At 39.9% G+C, this 16042-nt stretch carries 17 protein-coding genes and 3 tRNA genes; 5 read left to right on the plus strand and 15 right to left on the minus strand.

The window, feature by feature from the left end:
- Nucleotides 1-40 precede the first annotated feature (40 nt).
- The 3 genes from MMO42_RS13620 to folD all read right to left on the minus strand — a co-directional run bounded on the left by MMO42_RS13620 (nt 41) and on the right by folD (nt 2048).
- Nucleotides 41-325, minus strand: coding sequence for a GNAT family N-acetyltransferase (locus MMO42_RS13620; RefSeq protein ID WP_241320914.1), 285 nt, complete (start codon nt 323-325; stop codon nt 41-43).
- A gap of 155 nt (nt 326-480) precedes the next feature.
- Complete coding sequence (locus MMO42_RS13625; protein WP_241320915.1) at nt 481-1149, minus strand: 50S ribosomal protein L11 methyltransferase; 669 nt, start codon at nt 1147-1149, stop codon at nt 481-483.
- A gap of 50 nt (nt 1150-1199) precedes the next feature.
- On the minus strand, nt 1200-2048 hold the full coding sequence (folD, locus tag MMO42_RS13630; protein ID WP_004652016.1) for a bifunctional methylenetetrahydrofolate dehydrogenase/methenyltetrahydrofolate cyclohydrolase FolD: 849 nt from the start codon (nt 2046-2048) through the stop codon (nt 1200-1202).
- Between the two features lie 152 nt (nt 2049-2200).
- Between folD and MMO42_RS13635 the strand changes: the two genes are divergently transcribed.
- Together MMO42_RS13635 and MMO42_RS13640 are read left to right on the plus strand one after the other, a co-directional pair.
- A tRNA-Cys gene (locus MMO42_RS13635) sits at nt 2201-2274 on the plus strand.
- Nucleotides 2275-2282: 8 nt separating this feature from the next.
- A tRNA-Leu gene (locus MMO42_RS13640) sits at nt 2283-2368 on the plus strand.
- Between the two features lie 125 nt (nt 2369-2493).
- Here MMO42_RS13640 and MMO42_RS13645 read toward each other — a convergent pair.
- Nucleotides 2494-4254 carry an alkaline phosphatase D family protein gene (locus MMO42_RS13645; protein ID WP_241320916.1) on the minus strand — a complete coding sequence of 587 codons (1761 nt, stop codon included), beginning with the start codon at nt 4252-4254 and terminating at the stop codon, nt 2494-2496.
- A 212-nt stretch (nt 4255-4466) separates the two neighbouring features.
- Between MMO42_RS13645 and MMO42_RS13650 the strand changes: the two genes are divergently transcribed.
- Nucleotides 4467-4552 (plus strand) — tRNA-Leu (locus tag MMO42_RS13650).
- Between the two features lie 143 nt (nt 4553-4695).
- Here MMO42_RS13650 and pgaD read toward each other — a convergent pair.
- The 7 genes from pgaD to MMO42_RS13685 all read right to left on the minus strand — a co-directional run bounded on the left by pgaD (nt 4696) and on the right by MMO42_RS13685 (nt 11436).
- Nucleotides 4696-5112 (minus strand): poly-beta-1,6-N-acetyl-D-glucosamine biosynthesis protein PgaD, encoded by a 417-nt coding sequence (gene pgaD / locus MMO42_RS13655; RefSeq protein ID WP_241320917.1) that lies wholly within the window; start codon nt 5110-5112, stop codon nt 4696-4698.
- A 33-nt stretch (nt 5113-5145) separates the two neighbouring features.
- Nucleotides 5146-6402, minus strand: coding sequence for a poly-beta-1,6-N-acetyl-D-glucosamine synthase (gene pgaC / locus MMO42_RS13660; protein ID WP_241320918.1), 1257 nt, complete (start codon nt 6400-6402; stop codon nt 5146-5148).
- Between the two features lie 12 nt (nt 6403-6414).
- The gene (pgaB, locus tag MMO42_RS13665) at nt 6415-8412 is read right to left on the minus strand and encodes a poly-beta-1,6-N-acetyl-D-glucosamine N-deacetylase PgaB (protein WP_241320919.1); all 1998 of its coding nucleotides are present in this window, start codon (nt 8410-8412) and stop codon (nt 6415-6417) included.
- 256 nt (nt 8413-8668) lie between these two features.
- Nucleotides 8669-9070: a hypothetical protein gene (locus MMO42_RS13670; RefSeq protein WP_005296148.1), complete on the minus strand. Its 402-nt coding sequence runs from the start codon at nt 9068-9070 to the stop codon at nt 8669-8671.
- Nucleotides 9071-9445: 375 nt separating this feature from the next.
- Complete coding sequence (locus MMO42_RS13675) at nt 9446-9787, minus strand: FKBP-type peptidyl-prolyl cis-trans isomerase (protein WP_005144817.1); 342 nt, start codon at nt 9785-9787, stop codon at nt 9446-9448.
- A gap of 29 nt (nt 9788-9816) precedes the next feature.
- Nucleotides 9817-10347, minus strand: a complete 531-nt coding sequence (locus MMO42_RS13680; protein WP_241320920.1) for a YaeQ family protein — start codon at nt 10345-10347, stop codon at nt 9817-9819.
- A 54-nt stretch (nt 10348-10401) separates the two neighbouring features.
- Complete coding sequence (locus MMO42_RS13685) at nt 10402-11436, minus strand: GTP-binding protein (protein WP_241320921.1); 1035 nt, start codon at nt 11434-11436, stop codon at nt 10402-10404.
- A 477-nt stretch (nt 11437-11913) separates the two neighbouring features.
- Between MMO42_RS13685 and MMO42_RS13690 the strand changes: the two genes are divergently transcribed.
- Nucleotides 11914-12123 carry a hypothetical protein gene (locus tag MMO42_RS13690; protein ID WP_241320922.1) on the plus strand — a complete coding sequence of 70 codons (210 nt, stop codon included), beginning with the start codon at nt 11914-11916 and terminating at the stop codon, nt 12121-12123.
- Nucleotides 12124-12258: 135 nt separating this feature from the next.
- Here the strand turns inward: MMO42_RS13690 and MMO42_RS13695 are convergent, their stop codons facing one another.
- From MMO42_RS13695 to MMO42_RS13705, 3 genes are all read right to left on the minus strand, one after another.
- Nucleotides 12259-12780, minus strand: coding sequence for an acyl-CoA thioesterase (locus MMO42_RS13695; protein WP_004801507.1), 522 nt, complete (start codon nt 12778-12780; stop codon nt 12259-12261).
- 217 nt (nt 12781-12997) lie between these two features.
- Nucleotides 12998-13621, minus strand: a complete 624-nt coding sequence (locus MMO42_RS13700; RefSeq protein WP_241320923.1) for a MarC family protein — start codon at nt 13619-13621, stop codon at nt 12998-13000.
- 73 nt (nt 13622-13694) lie between these two features.
- A complete protein-coding gene (locus MMO42_RS13705; protein ID WP_241320953.1) occupies nt 13695-14105 on the minus strand; it encodes a J517_1871 family lipoprotein in 411 nt (136 codons plus the stop codon).
- Between the two features lie 298 nt (nt 14106-14403).
- Between MMO42_RS13705 and MMO42_RS13710 the strand changes: the two genes are divergently transcribed.
- A complete protein-coding gene (locus MMO42_RS13710; RefSeq protein WP_241320924.1) occupies nt 14404-14739 on the plus strand; it encodes a hypothetical protein in 336 nt (111 codons plus the stop codon).
- 173 nt (nt 14740-14912) lie between these two features.
- Here MMO42_RS13710 and MMO42_RS13715 read toward each other — a convergent pair whose 3' ends face one another.
- Nucleotides 14913-15800, minus strand: coding sequence for an ArgP/LysG family DNA-binding transcriptional regulator (locus MMO42_RS13715; protein WP_241320925.1), 888 nt, complete (start codon nt 15798-15800; stop codon nt 14913-14915).
- Nucleotides 15801-16042 lie beyond the last annotated feature (242 nt).

A 16042-nucleotide genomic window follows, 5' to 3' on the forward strand; every position in this document is an offset into this window, starting at 1 on the left:
AAAGGATGTATCCCATCATCAGGAATACATCCGCTTTATTTTATCCCTTTAAAACATCGTGAATAGATAAGTCTTTATCAAACACAGATTTTGCAAACGGGCATAAAGGAATCACTTTGACGTTACGTTCGCGTACAAACGTAATCAGCTCATTCAATAATTTACGCCCCACGCCTTGCCCGCGAAATTGATCATTTACATCAGTATGATCAATAATGAGCATACTATCTCCTGCCCAGGTATATGCCATTTCACCTGCGAGTAAATCGCCCTCTAAAAGCTTAAATGCGCCATGTTTGCCATCATCAACCTGCTGAATACCCATACACTTTCCCTTTTTCCATCAAAACAATATCTTTAAGAATAGCCACCAAAGGCCATCTGTTTATTTCATTTGAATGTTTTAGCATGTGCAATGAGGAGATTGTGTTGAGATTTGCTAACCTCAACACAGTGTATTCTTAATAGAAATTGTTTATTTTATTTGGTGCGATAAAAACTGACGTTTCTAAACTCTTTGGCTTCATCTAAGTCTGGCCAAGTCGTTGCACTACGCTCATCAATTTTCAGATATCGAGGATGGCTGAAATTTTTGACTCGACTGTCCGCAACCCACACTTCGGGTGCAAACTTTAAAAATTCATCCAAAAAGAAGCGATTGGATTGGTCATATAATACATCGGCTGCCAGTAATACATCCACTTGTTCGGACTGGTACAAATCGTCTAGATACCCCAGCTCAACATCATTCAATAAAGCATTTTCATGACATGATGCAAGACTGCTTGGATCAATATCACAACAAATCACCCGCTTTGCGCCTGCCATTTTTGCCGCAATCGCGACCACGCCTGAACCCGCACCAAAGTCTAAAACCACTTTATCTTTAACATGATGAGGCTCGGCCAATAGCCATTGTGCCATCGCCAAACCAGAAGCCCAGCAAAAAATCCAATACGGCGTTTCATTCCAAATCCGCCGAATCACTTCATCGTCTAAGCGATCTGTGGGGAACACAGGTGGAATCAACCAAAGGGAAATTGGTGTTTCTGGTAACTGTTGTGCCAACAAATCCGTGTTTGGAATCACCTCATGCAAGGCTTTAAGCAATTGCTCGGGTGCTTTGGCAAATTGAAAAGTACAGCTCATATGTGTTTAATTCTAAAAAACCCCTCTTCACGAGGGGTTATTAATCATCTTTACGCTAATGCTTTTTCAGCAGCTTCTACAGTTTGACGAATCAAGGTGGTGATCGTCATTGGGCCTACGCCACCAGGTACGGGTGTATAAGCAGAAGCGATCTCTTCGATACCGACCAATTGGATATCACCAACTCCACCGCCATCACGCGGGTGGAAGCCTGCATCTACAACAACTGCACCTTGCTTGATCCAGTCTTTTTGGATCAATTCAGCTTTACCCACTGCACCCACAATAATATCAGCTTGCTTCACCAGTTCTGGAAGATTTTGCGTACGTGAGTGGCAAATCGTCACTGTTGCATTGGCTTGTAATAGCATCATCGCCATTGGCTTACCCAAAATCGCAGAGCGACCGACGACAACTGCATGTTTGCCCGCGATTTCAATCTTGTTTTCTTGCAAAATAGTCATGATACCAGCAGGTGTTGCAGAACCATATGCCGCTTCACCCATTGCCATACGGCCAAAACCTAAACACGTCACGCCATCGACATCTTTTGCCAATGAGATTGCATCGAAACATGCTCTTTCATCAATCTGTTCAGGTACTGGATGTTGTAACAAGATACCGTGTACATCTGGATTGGCATTTAATTTTTCAATTTCAGCCAATAATTGTTCAGTTGTGGTTTCTTTTGGAAGTTCAACTTTAAGTGAATCCATGCCCACACGGCGACAAGCATTGCCTTTCATACGCACATAAGTTGCAGATGCACCATCATCACCAACCAATATCGTTGCCAAGATTGGGGTACGCCCCGATTTTGCTTTTAATGCTTCTACACGTACCAACAAATCCGTTTCAATTTGTTTTGCTAATGCACGACCGTCTAAAACCAATGCCACAGCGCATCTCCAAAGTGGGTATGAATCAATTGCGTAAATAATACATGATAATTTGAGCAATATTCTTTTAGATGTTGTTTTTATGTGCATATTCGCTATAAACACTATTGTTTTTTTTTTAAAGATTGCTAATATGTGCATCACCAAGAGATGGCGGGGTGGCAGAGTGGTCATGCAGCGGACTGCAACTCCGTGTACGCCGGTTCGATTCCGACCTCCGCCTCCATTGGTAAAGCCCGAGTGGTGAAATCGGTAGACACAGGGGATTTAAAATCCCCCGCCCACAAAGCGTGCCAGTTCGAGTCTGGCCTCGGGCACCATTTTTCAGCAAATGAAATATGGTGCAAATAAAAATCCAGCGTAAGCTGGTTTTTTTATGCCTAGAATTTGGATCACAATAAAAAAGCCAAGCACGAAGACTTGGCCTTTCCCTCGCTTTTTAAATTTAAGCCACTTGCTGTCCTGTTTTCACTGGTAATAGATTTTTATCCAAACTCAATTGATAGCCACGTGTTTTATCAAGTGTATATTCAGGCTTTTTGATTGAATCCAGATAAATCCATTGTGATTGCACTTGAGCATCATCAAACTGCACCACCAAATAACCTCTTTGATTCAAATTGCAGTAATTCAACTCATCAATCAATGTGGTGAATGCAAACTCAAACTGTTGCAACTGTGCCAGCGGAATATTTAAGTATTTTTCCAAGCCTGGTGAGGACACTGAACTGGTTGCCAGCTCAACCCCAACAAATGCACCATCTTTGTTATATAGATTAGAAGACCATGCATTATGAGTATCCCCTGCCAACACCACCACTTTTTTCTTTAGTTGTGCCAAAGCGCCATACACAACCTCACGCTCAACAAAATAGCCATCCCATGCATCCAAGTTATAGGGCGCAACGGTTAGGACACGTGCTTTTTCTTGTGCCGTTAAAGTAGGATCACCTTGTAATAATCGAATTTTCAATTTTACTAATTCAGTGATTTGGGCATTCATCTTATTTAAGGTATCCGTACTCGGATTCCCTGAGGTAATTTCAGCTAAAGCAAGTAGCAGCTCAGCAGGAACTAACATCTTGGTCATTAAAATTTGCTGACCGAGCACATTCCAAGTTGCTGACGACTGCTGTAATTTACCAATCAACCAATCACGCTGGGTATATCCCATTAAAGTACGAGCAGGATTGGTCAAATCTGTCTGGAATTTTGCAACATCCAAACCATTCGCTGTCATATATTTGGTATAATCCAACTGCTCATCACGGGCAATAATACGGGTATCCAACATCGTCAATTGAACCAGATTCCCAAAATCAAACTGGCGATAAATCTTGGTGTGTTGATCATCAACAGGACGAATTGGCATCCACTCAAAATAGGCCTGTAGAGCTGCCAATTTACGATCCAGAAAAGACCCTTCATTTGACTGGTGATTCTCAGCCCCTTCACGCCATGCGTCATTGGCTAACTCATGGTCATCCCAAATCACAATAAATGGATGACGATGGTGCAAGGCCTGTAAGTCTTTATCTTTACGATAGAGCGCATAACGTTTGCGATAATCATCTAATTTGATAATTTCTTTATTATTATCAGCTGCAAGCGTACGACCTAATTGAGCAGCATCTTCTGCTGCATAGCCATCTGCACCATATTCATAAATATAGTCCCCGAGATGAATCACCACATCGACATTTTGCTTAGCCATTTCACGGTACACATAGAAATAACCTGCTGGATAATTCGAACATGAACATACGGCAAAACTTACTTTAGACGCGCTGGTCGGCAAAGTCTTGGTTTGACCTACGGGTGAGATCTTATCGCCAAAGATAAAGCGATAGAAATAAGACTGATTCGGTTTTAAACCTGTCGCATCGACTTTTATAGTAAAATCTTGTGAAGCCGTTGTCGTGACTTTATCGGTTTTAATGATTTGCTTGAATTGCTGATCTAACGCGATTTCCCAAGTCACTTGCAAACGTGCACTACTATCGTTGGGTGTCAAACGCGTCCATAAGATCACACGATCTTGCAATGGATCGCCACTGGCCACCCCATGTTCAAAGTTCACCTGTAATGTTGCTGTCTCTTGATCTGAACTGTCATTACAGCCTGTAAATCCCGCAGATAAAGACAACGCCCCGAAACCGAATAGACTTTTTTGAATGAGTTCCCGTCGTGAAATTTTTGCTGTCATTTGGATAGCTACCTTAATTTTATCACTATATGTAAATGATTGAAATTAATGGGCTTAGATGAAGCTTTGATCTCAATTTGATGAAAGAATCATGAAAATATGATGACAATGCTTAATTTTCATCAGATAAGCACATGAATTGATTGAAAAGAAAGCAAATAGCAAGTTTTACTCTTGCCAAGTTTTAAAGTGTCCTCTATTATTGCGCACATGCCCGAGTGGTGAAATCGGTAGACACAGGGGATTTAAAATCCCCCGCCCACAAAGCGTGCCAGTTCGAGTCTGGCCTCGGGCACCATCTTTCAGCAAATGAAATATGGTGCAAATAAAAAATCCAGCGTAAGCTGGTTTTTTTATGTCTGAAATTTAAGACCCCGCATAAAAAATGCCTTAATTAAAAAATTAAGGCATTTGATATTCTTGATTTAGAACAATACGTAATTATTCTACGCGAATAATTTTACCATTCTCATCATGATGCACGATGCTCACTTTCTGCTGACGTCCTACCTGAATCTCTTGCTCAGGTAATTCGAAATAACGCGCATAATCAGGCAAGGTCTTTTCAACAGCATGCTTTTTATGTACACGTTTTGCAGGCAAGAAACCCCACAACAACAATGCAACCGCACACATAAATAATGCAGTCACCCCATGCTCAATGCCATCGCTAAATGCAGACATTAATCGTTGTGCGATATGGGTCTTTTGTAGCTCAACCAACACCCACACTAAAATAAATGGGCGCCATAACAATAACCAACACGCCCACATCATTGCGGTGGTTGTGGTTGAAAAATAACGTTTGTGCCATGGGAGTTGGCGACGTACATCAATAATTAAACTGTCAGCTTTCATTGCTTTTTACTCAGCAAAATGAATCTTTCCGATTCAACGAATTCCACGATCTGGGCTAATCCAACGGGCACGTTTCTCATCATTACGCAACAGTACCTTTGGAAAGGCGACGATTGTAGCAGTAATCGTGATCAACCAAAACACAAACGGGTACCAAATCATCCAATAATAATTTTTCCCTAGGCTTGGTTCATAACGACTATCCATCCATTTGCTTAAAGCAAACTGAATTAAACAGGTCGCACCTAATAAAATTCCACTACCGTATGGTAAAAATGGTGAACTCACCACAGCAAGCGCTGGAATCGCAAAGATAAAGTGCAATAACCAAATCACTGCCATAATAAGCATCAAATATGACCAAATGAGTGTCAAACACAGCTCAAACATCAAAGGCCATAAAAAATTAAGTTTAGGTTTTAAAAAGACGTCAATGTTTTTCACCAGAACCTGCGCCCCACCCATGGCCCAACGCAAACGTTGTTTCCATAGTCCATTTAAGGTTTCAGGCATCAAAATCCAGACCAGCGCATTTGGCTCAAAGCGGACATCCCAACCTGCACGTTGTAATTTCCATGTGATATCAATGTCTTCAGTCAACATATTCGGTGACCAATAATCCACTTGATGGACCGCGCTTTTGCGAAAGGCAGTAATCACACCCGATACGGTAAATAACCGGCCAAAAGTACGTTGTGCGCGCTTGATCATGCCGACAATCGAAGAGAACTCTCCTACTTGAATTCGTCCAAGTAAAGTCGAACGCGTGCGAATACGTGGATTACCTGTTACAGCCGCGACTGTTGGATCTTCTAGAAAGTGTCGCATCATCCATTTGGCAGCATGTGGATCAAGCAGAGCATCGCCATCAATCCCTATCAGGAATTCAGCATCGGTCATTAAGCTACCGGCCTGTAGACCCATGGCCTTACCTTGGTTTTGTGCCAGATGCACCACACGTAATTTTTCATACTGTGTCGCCAATCGATCCAGTACTTCACCCGTATTGTCAGAGCTACCATCATTGATCGCAATCACTTCAAAATTCGGATAATCCAATTTGAGCGCATGGCTAATGGTTTCTTCGGCATTGTCCCCTTCATTAAAACAAGGCACCAATACCGCGACTTTGGGATATTCTGGCAAAGTAGCAGGTTGCTGATATGGCGGATCCTGACGTTCTTTCCAGTAAAAAATGATTGCCCCAACCATCCACAGGTATGACATAAACAAGGGATAGTAAAAAACAAACTTTATGGCATATGACCACAATAAAGCAATCCAACTCATCTCATTACTCCACTATGGTACTAACTGAGATGATTTTAGACTAAAAGCCTTATGCATTGTTTCGACATCTGGATGTCCTTTGATCGGATCATCAGGATAATAGGCCACGTGCATTGCACCTTGCTCATATAATGACTTGATGGTTGCCGCCATTTCTTCAGATGGAACTTTTTGGTCATTGCGCCAATTCACCGCCTGCAACTCCATCACGGTCTTTTTAATTCCATTTGGATATTGCTTCACGCGATTCATGATATCTGAATAGAATTTTGCAGGATTATCAGACTGCTCCATATAAGGCATCGCCATAATCGCAGTAAAGTCATAACGATTCAGTGATTGCTCCAAAGATTGCGCGTACCAGTTTTCTGCATAGGCATTTAAAGCCACCTGCGCATAAAGATTACGTGCAGTCACAAGGAATGGTTGATATTGACGAACCTCCCCTGCAAGCTCCATGGCAAAATCATCGAGATAACGGGTTTTATACGCTGTCCATTTTTGCAACGCTGCATCATTGTCTCGGATTTTAGCCAAATCCGTTGGTAAACCTTGTTTCGCATACGCAGCCAATGCATCAGGACTGGCATCTTCATAGTCAGACAATGTCACATCATCATGGAACAACAAGCCATCAAACGGGGTCGACTTCGCCAAATCTTGATAAATTTCCTTAATGGTTTGTCGTGCTGGTGCTGAGAATGGGCTGAGACGGATATAGCCCATATTTAAATGCTCACCCGCTTTTGCCTGTTGCGTTTCAACTAAATCTTTCGACACTGGATCAGTCTTAGGTAATTCCCAAGCCAATAATGGCATCCACGCATATAAACGTTGTACAGGCGTACGCGTTTGAATCTGCCAAGCGACACGGTTAAATAAATCTGCACGCATCGGAATATGACGATTTGGGAAATACACCATATCGGCTGAACCATTGGCATCAGGATCAGAGAAAGCCTGCAAATATACGGTATTTACACCCATGCCATTAATACGGTCAATCAAATGATCGAGATTACGTTCTTGCTGTTTGGTATCTGGATCATAAATATAGTCTAAATCGACATGCATAATTTTTTGCGGTCGATTGTTATCATTCAAATTCAATTCACGGTTCTTGATTTCTTGCGCCAATGCGCTGGTCGACATATTGCCCTGAATCAAAATACGGCTCATATTTTGCAGCGATTGTTTAGCGTGATCTGCCCCATCATCCAAGGTAATGGTAATCGGCATACCCAACTGCTTAGCTGTTTGCACCAGTTGCATGTTATAGCGACCATAAGGCCAAACCATCACGCGTGGCGAACGTAAACCATGTGCTTTTAATAGATCATTATTGGTTTTTAAATCTTGATAAACCCGTGCTTGATAGACCGCATCGCTTTCATAGCTTTTGGTTTTCGGATCATAAATACGGGTGATGGCTGCAGGTTCTGAATTCCCTTGTGGATTACCATTAACCCCTTGATGCAAATGATAACTGTGGCTGGCAATTTCAACCAAACCACTGCTTTGCATTTCCTTAAGTTCATCCCAACTCAAGATTTTATTACGCTCAATCGGCTCACCACCAAAATCAACTTTTTGTCCTGCTTTGGGTTCTAACCAAGACCCCACAACAGCTAACACGACTGGAATCTTTTTGGCACGGATAATCGGATATGCATTTTGATAAAAAGATTGATAGCCATCATCAACCGTCAGCAAAATAGGTTTCGTTGGTAATTTATATTTACCTTGATGTGCTTTGATCAGTTGATCGACATTAATAAAGTGATAGCCGTTCTTTTTCAACCAGTCGATATGCTCACCAAACTGCTTGGCAGTCACTGCATAGCTTGGAATCAGTGCATCTTTGCGATCTGTAATTTCGTGATACCCAATGACGGTCAATGTGGTTGCATCGATTTTTGGATTTGCCGCAAAAGTTGTGGTACTGGCAACCACCCCAAACACAAGACCTAAAAAAGTTTTTAACGTCGGGGACACTAAACGTGTTGTCATAGAGATATCGTCTCAAGATTAGAAATTCGCTGATCGCAGATCATGCCTGCACCATCTTACAGTTTTATGGATAAATAAGATGTTTTTGAATGGTCAGCGGGAAGTACGGATTGTATTTATAATTTTAAAAACTGAAAATAAACTTAAATGCATTTTTTATGATATCAATCACATTTTAACTGAATATTTTTTGACAAAAATAATAAGCTCCTGATCTACGCTCTAGATCAGGAGCTTTGAACAATTTTTTAAATGATTAGTACTGAATTAACTGAAAATTAGGGTCATCTGCGAGTTGCTGTAAATAGTGACGCTCTTTTTGATAAAAATATTTATTCAGACGATTCACCCACTCACCACGGCGGAAAGTCAGTATCTTTTTATGTACACCATCATATTCCAGCAGCACAACATTACTATCATCCTCACCTGCCGCTAAGCGCGTTATTTTATAGTCATGCGGAGCATACTGATGTGAAGGCTGTAATGACCTGAGAATTTCAATTTTATAGTCACCATCAATCCAGTAATGCTTATCGATCAAGGCTTTTTCATTCACCCAAAAACCCGTTTGTGCGCCATCATGAGTATCGATCAGGAAAAAATGATCTAACTCTCTTAACAATTCCGATGCCGTGATATCCAAATAATCATTCATATCGACCTCTATACACTCAAATTTTTATCGTTGCTTATTGCCGCATTTTTATAATGGATAAACTATAAGTGACATCTTCCCCGATCGCCTTATAGTGACCTAAAAGAGCAAACTTTCATGACCTTAGAATCAACACTTGTTATTCAAAAAATTAAGGCTTTCAGAAAAATTGCTCTTTTAACTCAAAGATATACAGTACTGTATATAGAGAATCAATATTTTTTTCTTGGGCTGCAATAAAATTCAGATGAAAGAAATAGTTTTAAAAATCAAAACTTTATTACAGGTTTATTGATATTATTTTATGCTTATGATTTTAAAGCGATTTAGTCTAAAAATCGACCAAATCGCTTTCTTTTTGAGTACCAAAACTGGTTATTCGTCGCGTGTTTTTACATCGAACAATTCAATTTCAAAGGTCAGATTGGCATTGGCTGGAATGATCTTGCCCATTTTACGCGAGCCATACGCCAAATGTGCAGGGACAATCAATTTACGCTTTCCACCCACACGCATTCCCATAATGCCTTGATCCCAGCCCTTAATCACACGTCCAGTACCAATCACCGTTTCAAAGTAATTACCGCGATCAAGTGACGAATCAAACTTGGTTCCATCTTCTAACCAACCCGTGTAGTGAGTCGTGATCAAAGCACCACGAACCGCTTCTTTACCTTCGCCTACTTTTAAATCAATAATTTCTAATTCTGTACTCATCTTTATCTCTCCAAATCACTCAAGCTAAATTATTGCAATTGTTGCCATTGAATGTCGACCTGACCTTTATCGCTTAACAAGGTCCATTCGCCATCCATAATATTCAGCTGCAATTGCATAGTACGTTCGCATAAACCCTCAAGTGCTTGCGTAGTTTGTGGGGTCAATTGCCACACTTGCACATTGCTTAAAGTTTTAATCTTGGAATTCTTCTGCCACCAATCATCCGATTGAGAGCCATAAGTCACAACTGCAATACTCTTACAACGTGCACTCGCCTTTTTTACTTTATCTTCAGATGGACAACCGACTTCGATCCATTTCTCTAACAGCCCTGTCAGGTCTTTTTGCCATAACGCAGGTTCATCTGTTTCAAATAAGTCTTTGGTAAACTCTAAACGTTCATCGGCAAAACGTGCATACGCCAGAATACGAACCATTAAACGTTCAATAGTTTCAGAGGGATGCTGAGCAAGGGTGAGCTGATAATCTGCATAGATATGCTCATCCATATTGGCAATATTGAGGTCTGCCTTATATATTGTTGCTTTTAACGCCATAAACTAAACTCTTAAATACAGTGTTCTCAAATTTGGCGCTAAGCATACTCTATTTTAGCGAGAAGCATGTGCGATTTGATCATGTTGATCATCAATCAGATCAATACGGCATTGCAATAATTGTGTTTCAAAAGCGAGCCAGTCATGTGCTGACTGACAAATCACTTCAATTCGATTATCAATGCTTTCTTCAGCCGACTTATAGTTAAACTGCTGCGGATTAAAATTAAAACTTCTCCAACCTTGATCAGTATTAAAGATACCCTTGATTCTCACCCAGTCTTGTTGCTCACACAACACATCCAATAAATCATGAAAATTAAACTGCCAGCGTTTCGGCAATTTCCAACCCGCAACCGTATAGCCCTGCGCTGTTTCAACATAATGATAAGGAAGTTGCTTTATCTCTGGTATGTGTTCAGCAGCTTGCGTTTGCTGCAATCTTAATAAAGGCTGAATCTTACGTTGTACAGGTTGTTGTTGAATGTCCAATTGTTGAATATTTACCTGCCCATTTTCGGCTTCAATCCAATACTGGACATACGTTTCATACTCTTGTTTCAAATCTGCATAAGCTTGATGATCTGCGGCTGTCATACAGTCGATATGCGACAACACGACAATTTGTGCTGCTTTTAGTTGATCGGTATATAGATTCTGTTTCACCCAACCCTGATCATGTAGGCGACTCCCATCCACAACAATCACCAAAGCGCGCATTGCCAAACTGCTCTGCCAATGCGGTTCAGTCAGTTGTTCTAATAATTGCGCTGGATGTCCCAAACCTGTGGGTTCGATAAATAAACGATCAGGTCTGCTTTCACTAAGCAAGCGAGAAAGTGCAATCTGCATCGGCAACTGGCTGCTACAGCACAAACAACCTCCCAATAGCTCTTTCACCGCATAGCCTTGCTGCTGACTAATAAGTTGTTGGTCGACCCCAATCTGCCCAAACTCATTCATCAAAACGGCCCATACTTCATTTTCAGGCTTCTGAGTCAGTAAATGCTGTAATAATGTGGTCTTACCTGCGCCTAAAAAGCCAGAAATAATATGCGTAGCAACAGTTTTGGGGGCAAGAAGTTTCACGACACACTCTTATTCGAAATTTATTTCATTCTAAAGAGAAAAACCCATGAAATAAAATAAAGAATGCTTTTTCGTAGAATTAGACTTAAAACCTATTAAGAAAAAAATATGAGATTTTAATCACATATTAAATCTAAAAAACTTATTTATAAATAAGATATAAATGGTTTATTCAATTAAGCATTTTTTATAAAAGCCAAGCCAGTGTTTAAAACACGTAAAATATTAGATCGTTTTTTGACCATAAAAACATATTTCCATACATTTTAATCCTTAATTTCTTCATGATGTTTTACATAGAAACTACATAAGACGATTCAATATTTCATATTGTTAAGATAGACGTAATAGATTGTTAAGAACATTGCCGCAAATACGTTTGGCACATAGCATGGACCTCATGCCGAAATTGAGAGATTGGAATTAACCAATCCTCCTATTGAGGTTGTTATTTTAAATGAAATAAGGATGCCTAACATGAAATTTATCAAAACTGTTCTTGCAACTACACTTACTCTTGCAGCAGCTTCTACATTTGCAGCACCAGTAGAACAACAAACTGAAGAAAAGGTTGTTGTTTCAACTCAAGAGCAACCTGAAACTCAAGGTCAAGCTGCAACTGATTCAACAGCTACTGATGCAACAACAACTGAAGCACCTGCATCTACACCTGCGCCAACAAACTAATCAGATCTTAAGGTTCCTCCAGACCTTTAGACCAACATTTGTAATGATTTAAAATTTACTTCATTACAAATGTAAAAAGATCGAACCATGCTGCGGTTCGATCTTTTATTTTTGGGGAAAGAATTTATAAAAGAATTAACACTGCGTTGTTTTTTTAAACATACTGCATGAAGGTTGATGAACCTCTTGCAAGCGCGTTGCCTTACGCTGCTCTGCAGCTTCAAAGCGGCAACGTTTCCATTCAGTATCTAAATTTAATTGTGGTACTTCTTTTGGCTTACGCTGCTCATCGACTGCAACCATGGTGAAATAACAGGTATTGGTATGGCGAATCGTGCGCTTCTGAATATTTTGCGCTTCAACACGAATGCCAATTTCCATGGACGTCCGCCCAACATGATTCACGCTCGCTAAAAATGTCACCAACTCACCCACATAAATGGGTTCTTTGAAATTAACACGGTCCACAGATAAAGTCACAACATAGCTGCCTGAGTATCGGCTTGCACAAGCATAAGCAACTTGATCAAGTAGCTTTAGAATGGTTCCACCATGAACATTACCTGAAAAATTGGCCATATCAGGTGTCATCAAAACGGTCATTGTCAGCTCTGATTGATCATCAGGTGCTTGGTTTGCTTGATCTAATTGATACATGGGAAGAGCTCATAGAGAATACAACATGATTATTATCGTTTATTCATGAGCATAAACATATGCGCAAAACCATAAAACATCATCAATTCTTTTTATGATCTTGTTGCTGTTTAATTCAAAATAATGACATCTCAAGTATTTTTATTCAGTCCGTTCTCCAAAGAAAGAGAATATTTGAATAAAATACTTGAGCTGTGAAATCGAGGCTTTATACAATTCAACTCAGATTGGCTGAACGAATCAGCCCAATGATACCGTTTACAATCATATCAATCGCAATCGTACCAATCAGCAAAGCAGATAAACGACCAACAATATCAAAATAGCGATCGATATACTTCGCATGTTTATAGCGTAGATGATCATGACCAAATTTCATCAAGATCAAAATACTACAGGTTAAAATCAAGGTAATCGCTATTACGGCCATTGCACCCGTAAAAGGTACACTCACCCCTGTCACCACCGCAGCACTAATCGTCCCTGGGCCGATCATAAAGGGCATCGCGATGGTCCCCGCCAGATGCTCAGGTGCACCGCGCATTTCCCCGATCGTCTCCGCGCCTTGAAATACATAACGATAACCAATCACCAAAAAAATTAAGCCGCCAAAAATTTGAAAAGATTCGAAACGCACATTCAAATATCGACTAAAAATATTTTCCCCGCCCCAGGCAAAAAGAACAAACACCCCAAAGGCAATCAAACTACCTTGTATCAAGGCTTTACTAAATACCTTTGCATCGGTATTACGGATCATCCCGACCATGTAAACACTCATCAGGAAGGGATTGAGCAATGAGAAAAATAATGCAAACGCATGAATATAAGGAGAAAACATAACAGTCTCTTTAATCTGCGGAAAATTTTAAATGCCTGCGATTACAGGCAAGGTTCAGAATAGTAATACCGACTTAATTCAGTACTTGCTTACACCCTACAGTAACATTCTTTAAAGAATCATCTTTATTCAGATCAATGTTAACGCCTAAACCCAATAAGCTCATATGAATATTGGCCTTACTGTTATTCAGCTCTTTGACTTTAAATTTAACCCCTTTATCACTGTATAAGGTGTTATCAACCAATTTAACCTTATACGTCATGACTTCCTTGCGGTCATCCATGCACAGCATCCCACTGCCTTGACGGTTTAAACTTAATGCGACTGAGGCAGCACCCGCCTCACCCGTCCAAAGTCCTGAGAATGGAATCTGTGTTGTGTTTAATTGGTTAAATTGAGCAGGAGACATGGTGGTAATCGAAGTACAGCCAACCAAACCAAATACCAAAATAGCGGGTAATAAAACCTTCTTCACAACCATCACCTAAAACGATCAAAATCAAATAATTGTTACCATTTTCCCATATTGGCGCATTTTTTAATTTGTACAGCCTGTATATGACTAGTATCGGAAATGTAAAAATAGTTTAATAAATCTATGAACATATATTTATATTCATACTCTGCGTAAGGATAAATCTCGCCATCCAGAAAATATTTAATTCTTTTGAGATAACTTCACAAGAATCACGACATAAACAAAACATGAAAAAATAATAAATTTTCCTTGATTTTTAATTCAATCATCTGTAGATTTTCTTTTTGAGCGAGTAATTCAAATGAATTTCCAATCTATATTTGAAACGTTTCAAACTCTTCCGAATGGAACGGATGCCTACAAACAATTAAAACATCAATGCGAACAAGCCATTGTTGCCGCAGAGCACCCTCTCGAACCCAACGCTTTATTTCTCATTTATGGTTTTGCCAAAAACTATGTTCTACTCTATGAAGATCAAGAGGTTACCCCAGTTTTTGCAGACAAAGTAAAAGCACAAATCGTAGCTTATATGCATGAACTCAATGAAGCATTAAGCACGAAAGATACCAATCGTGTATTAACAGCCTTGAATAATGTCTCTAAACAATATTTTGAAAGTTCTAGAATTTTCTAGTCATTCAAGCAAGATAAAATATTCGGGCTTAATTTAGTTTAAACGCAGCTTCTAAATAATTTTCAGGTTTCATTATTCTCACGAAATAATTTAGAAGCTGCATTAGCACATACATTTAAAATATTAGATGTATACGCACTATAATAAAATTATTTTGATTTTATTCTGTTATCTTAAGCCAAGATTAACCGAGCTTGATTTACAATATGCTCAGTCAAAAGCTGTAATGGCTTTGATTGTTGATTCCAATGATGCCAATATAGTGGAATATCAATTCGAATATCAGCTAATAATTCAACTAATACTTCTGCCTGATTTTCAGTATTCAGCTGCAGTTCAGGCACCATACCGTAGCCAAGTCCCAACTTAATTGCGGTGACAAAAGACTCCGACGATGGAATTAAGTGGCAAGGATATGTGCCTTTCATCAATCCATAGTTTTTTTCAAGAATATCAAAATGCATCCGGTCTTTCTCATTAAAGATAATGGCTGGCGCAGCACGTAAGCTTTCTCGATGCACACCCTCTGCAAACCATTTTTTTCTAAACGCATCCGTTGCCATCATTTGATAACGCATCATGCCTAAATATTCTGCATTGCAACCACGCATAGGTTGATCTTCAATCGAAATACAGGCACTCACTGTCCCCTTTTCTAATAATGAATAGGTATGAGACTGATCATCGGTTCTCAACTCAATCACAATCTTCTCTTTCAGCAACACCTCCTTTAAGGCAGGAAGTAGCCATGTCGCTAGAGAATCTTCGTTTGAACCAATGACGGTCTTAAAAAAGTGTGACTCCCCTCCACCCGTCAAACCATGCAGCAAGTTTTGTTCTAAACGTCGAATATGCTGTATATGTTCGAAGATCTGCTGACCTGCTTGTGTTAACACACAGGGACGACCCCGAATCAGCAGCAGTTGCCCTAATTCTTTTTCAAATGCTTGTACCCTCAACGTCACAGCGGATGCAGTGATACATAGCTGGGTACCCGCTTGTTCAAAGCTTCCATTTTCAGCGACAGCAAAGAATGCTTCACATTGTTTATTATCCAGCATATAAACCTTAAAAAAATTTAGCAAAATCTAAATAATCTCAATTTTACTGACTTTTATGGATAAAGAAAGATAATAGCAACCAGTAAGTTTTCTATCTGAAGAAACCTCTCATTCTTTTAAGCAATAGATCTGCGTATTTTCAGCTAGGATTCTGATTGATCTTGGCGTCACTAATTTTTCCAAGGTCGTTGTTGTTTCCCCCAGATCGTGACCATCGCAAAATGCCTTTGTCCTGATTGATG

The sequence above is a fragment of the Acinetobacter sp. ANC 3882 genome (assembly GCF_022549545.1).
Classification (GTDB): Bacteria; Pseudomonadota; Gammaproteobacteria; order Pseudomonadales; family Moraxellaceae; genus Acinetobacter.

What these genes read in the sequence shown, in the direction of transcription:
- MMO42_RS13620 (WP_241320914.1), bottom strand. Translation starts at nt 325, where the DNA reads ATGGGTATTCAGCAGGTTGATGATGGCAAACATGGCGCATTTAAGCTT.
- MMO42_RS13625 (WP_241320915.1), bottom strand. Translation starts at nt 1,149, where the DNA reads ATGAGCTGTACTTTTCAATTTGCCAAAGCACCCGAGCAATTGCTTAAA.
- MMO42_RS13645 (WP_241320916.1), bottom strand. Translation starts at nt 4,254, where the DNA reads ATGACAGCAAAAATTTCACGACGGGAACTCATTCAAAAAAGTCTATTC.
- pgaD (WP_241320917.1), bottom strand. Translation starts at nt 5,112, where the DNA reads ATGAAAGCTGACAGTTTAATTATTGATGTACGTCGCCAACTCCCATGG.
- pgaC (WP_241320918.1), bottom strand. Translation starts at nt 6,402, where the DNA reads ATGAGTTGGATTGCTTTATTGTGGTCATATGCCATAAAGTTTGTTTTT.
- pgaB (WP_241320919.1), bottom strand. Translation starts at nt 8,412, where the DNA reads ATGACAACACGTTTAGTGTCCCCGACGTTAAAAACTTTTTTAGGTCTT.
- MMO42_RS13670 (WP_005296148.1), bottom strand. Translation starts at nt 9,070, where the DNA reads ATGAATGATTATTTGGATATCACGGCATCGGAATTGTTAAGAGAGTTA.
- MMO42_RS13675 (WP_005144817.1), bottom strand. Translation starts at nt 9,787, where the DNA reads ATGAGTACAGAATTAGAAATTATTGATTTAAAAGTAGGCGAAGGTAAA.
- MMO42_RS13680 (WP_241320920.1), bottom strand. Translation starts at nt 10,347, where the DNA reads ATGGCGTTAAAAGCAACAATATATAAGGCAGACCTCAATATTGCCAAT.
- MMO42_RS13690 (WP_241320922.1), top strand. Translation starts at nt 11,914, where the DNA reads ATGAAATTTATCAAAACTGTTCTTGCAACTACACTTACTCTTGCAGCA.
- MMO42_RS13695 (WP_004801507.1), bottom strand. Translation starts at nt 12,780, where the DNA reads ATGTATCAATTAGATCAAGCAAACCAAGCACCTGATGATCAATCAGAG.
- MMO42_RS13700 (WP_241320923.1), bottom strand. Translation starts at nt 13,621, where the DNA reads ATGTTTTCTCCTTATATTCATGCGTTTGCATTATTTTTCTCATTGCTC.
- MMO42_RS13705 (WP_241320953.1), bottom strand. Translation starts at nt 14,105, where the DNA reads ATGGTTGTGAAGAAGGTTTTATTACCCGCTATTTTGGTATTTGGTTTG.
- MMO42_RS13710 (WP_241320924.1), top strand. Translation starts at nt 14,404, where the DNA reads ATGAATTTCCAATCTATATTTGAAACGTTTCAAACTCTTCCGAATGGA.
- MMO42_RS13715 (WP_241320925.1), bottom strand. Translation starts at nt 15,800, where the DNA reads ATGCTGGATAATAAACAATGTGAAGCATTCTTTGCTGTCGCTGAAAAT.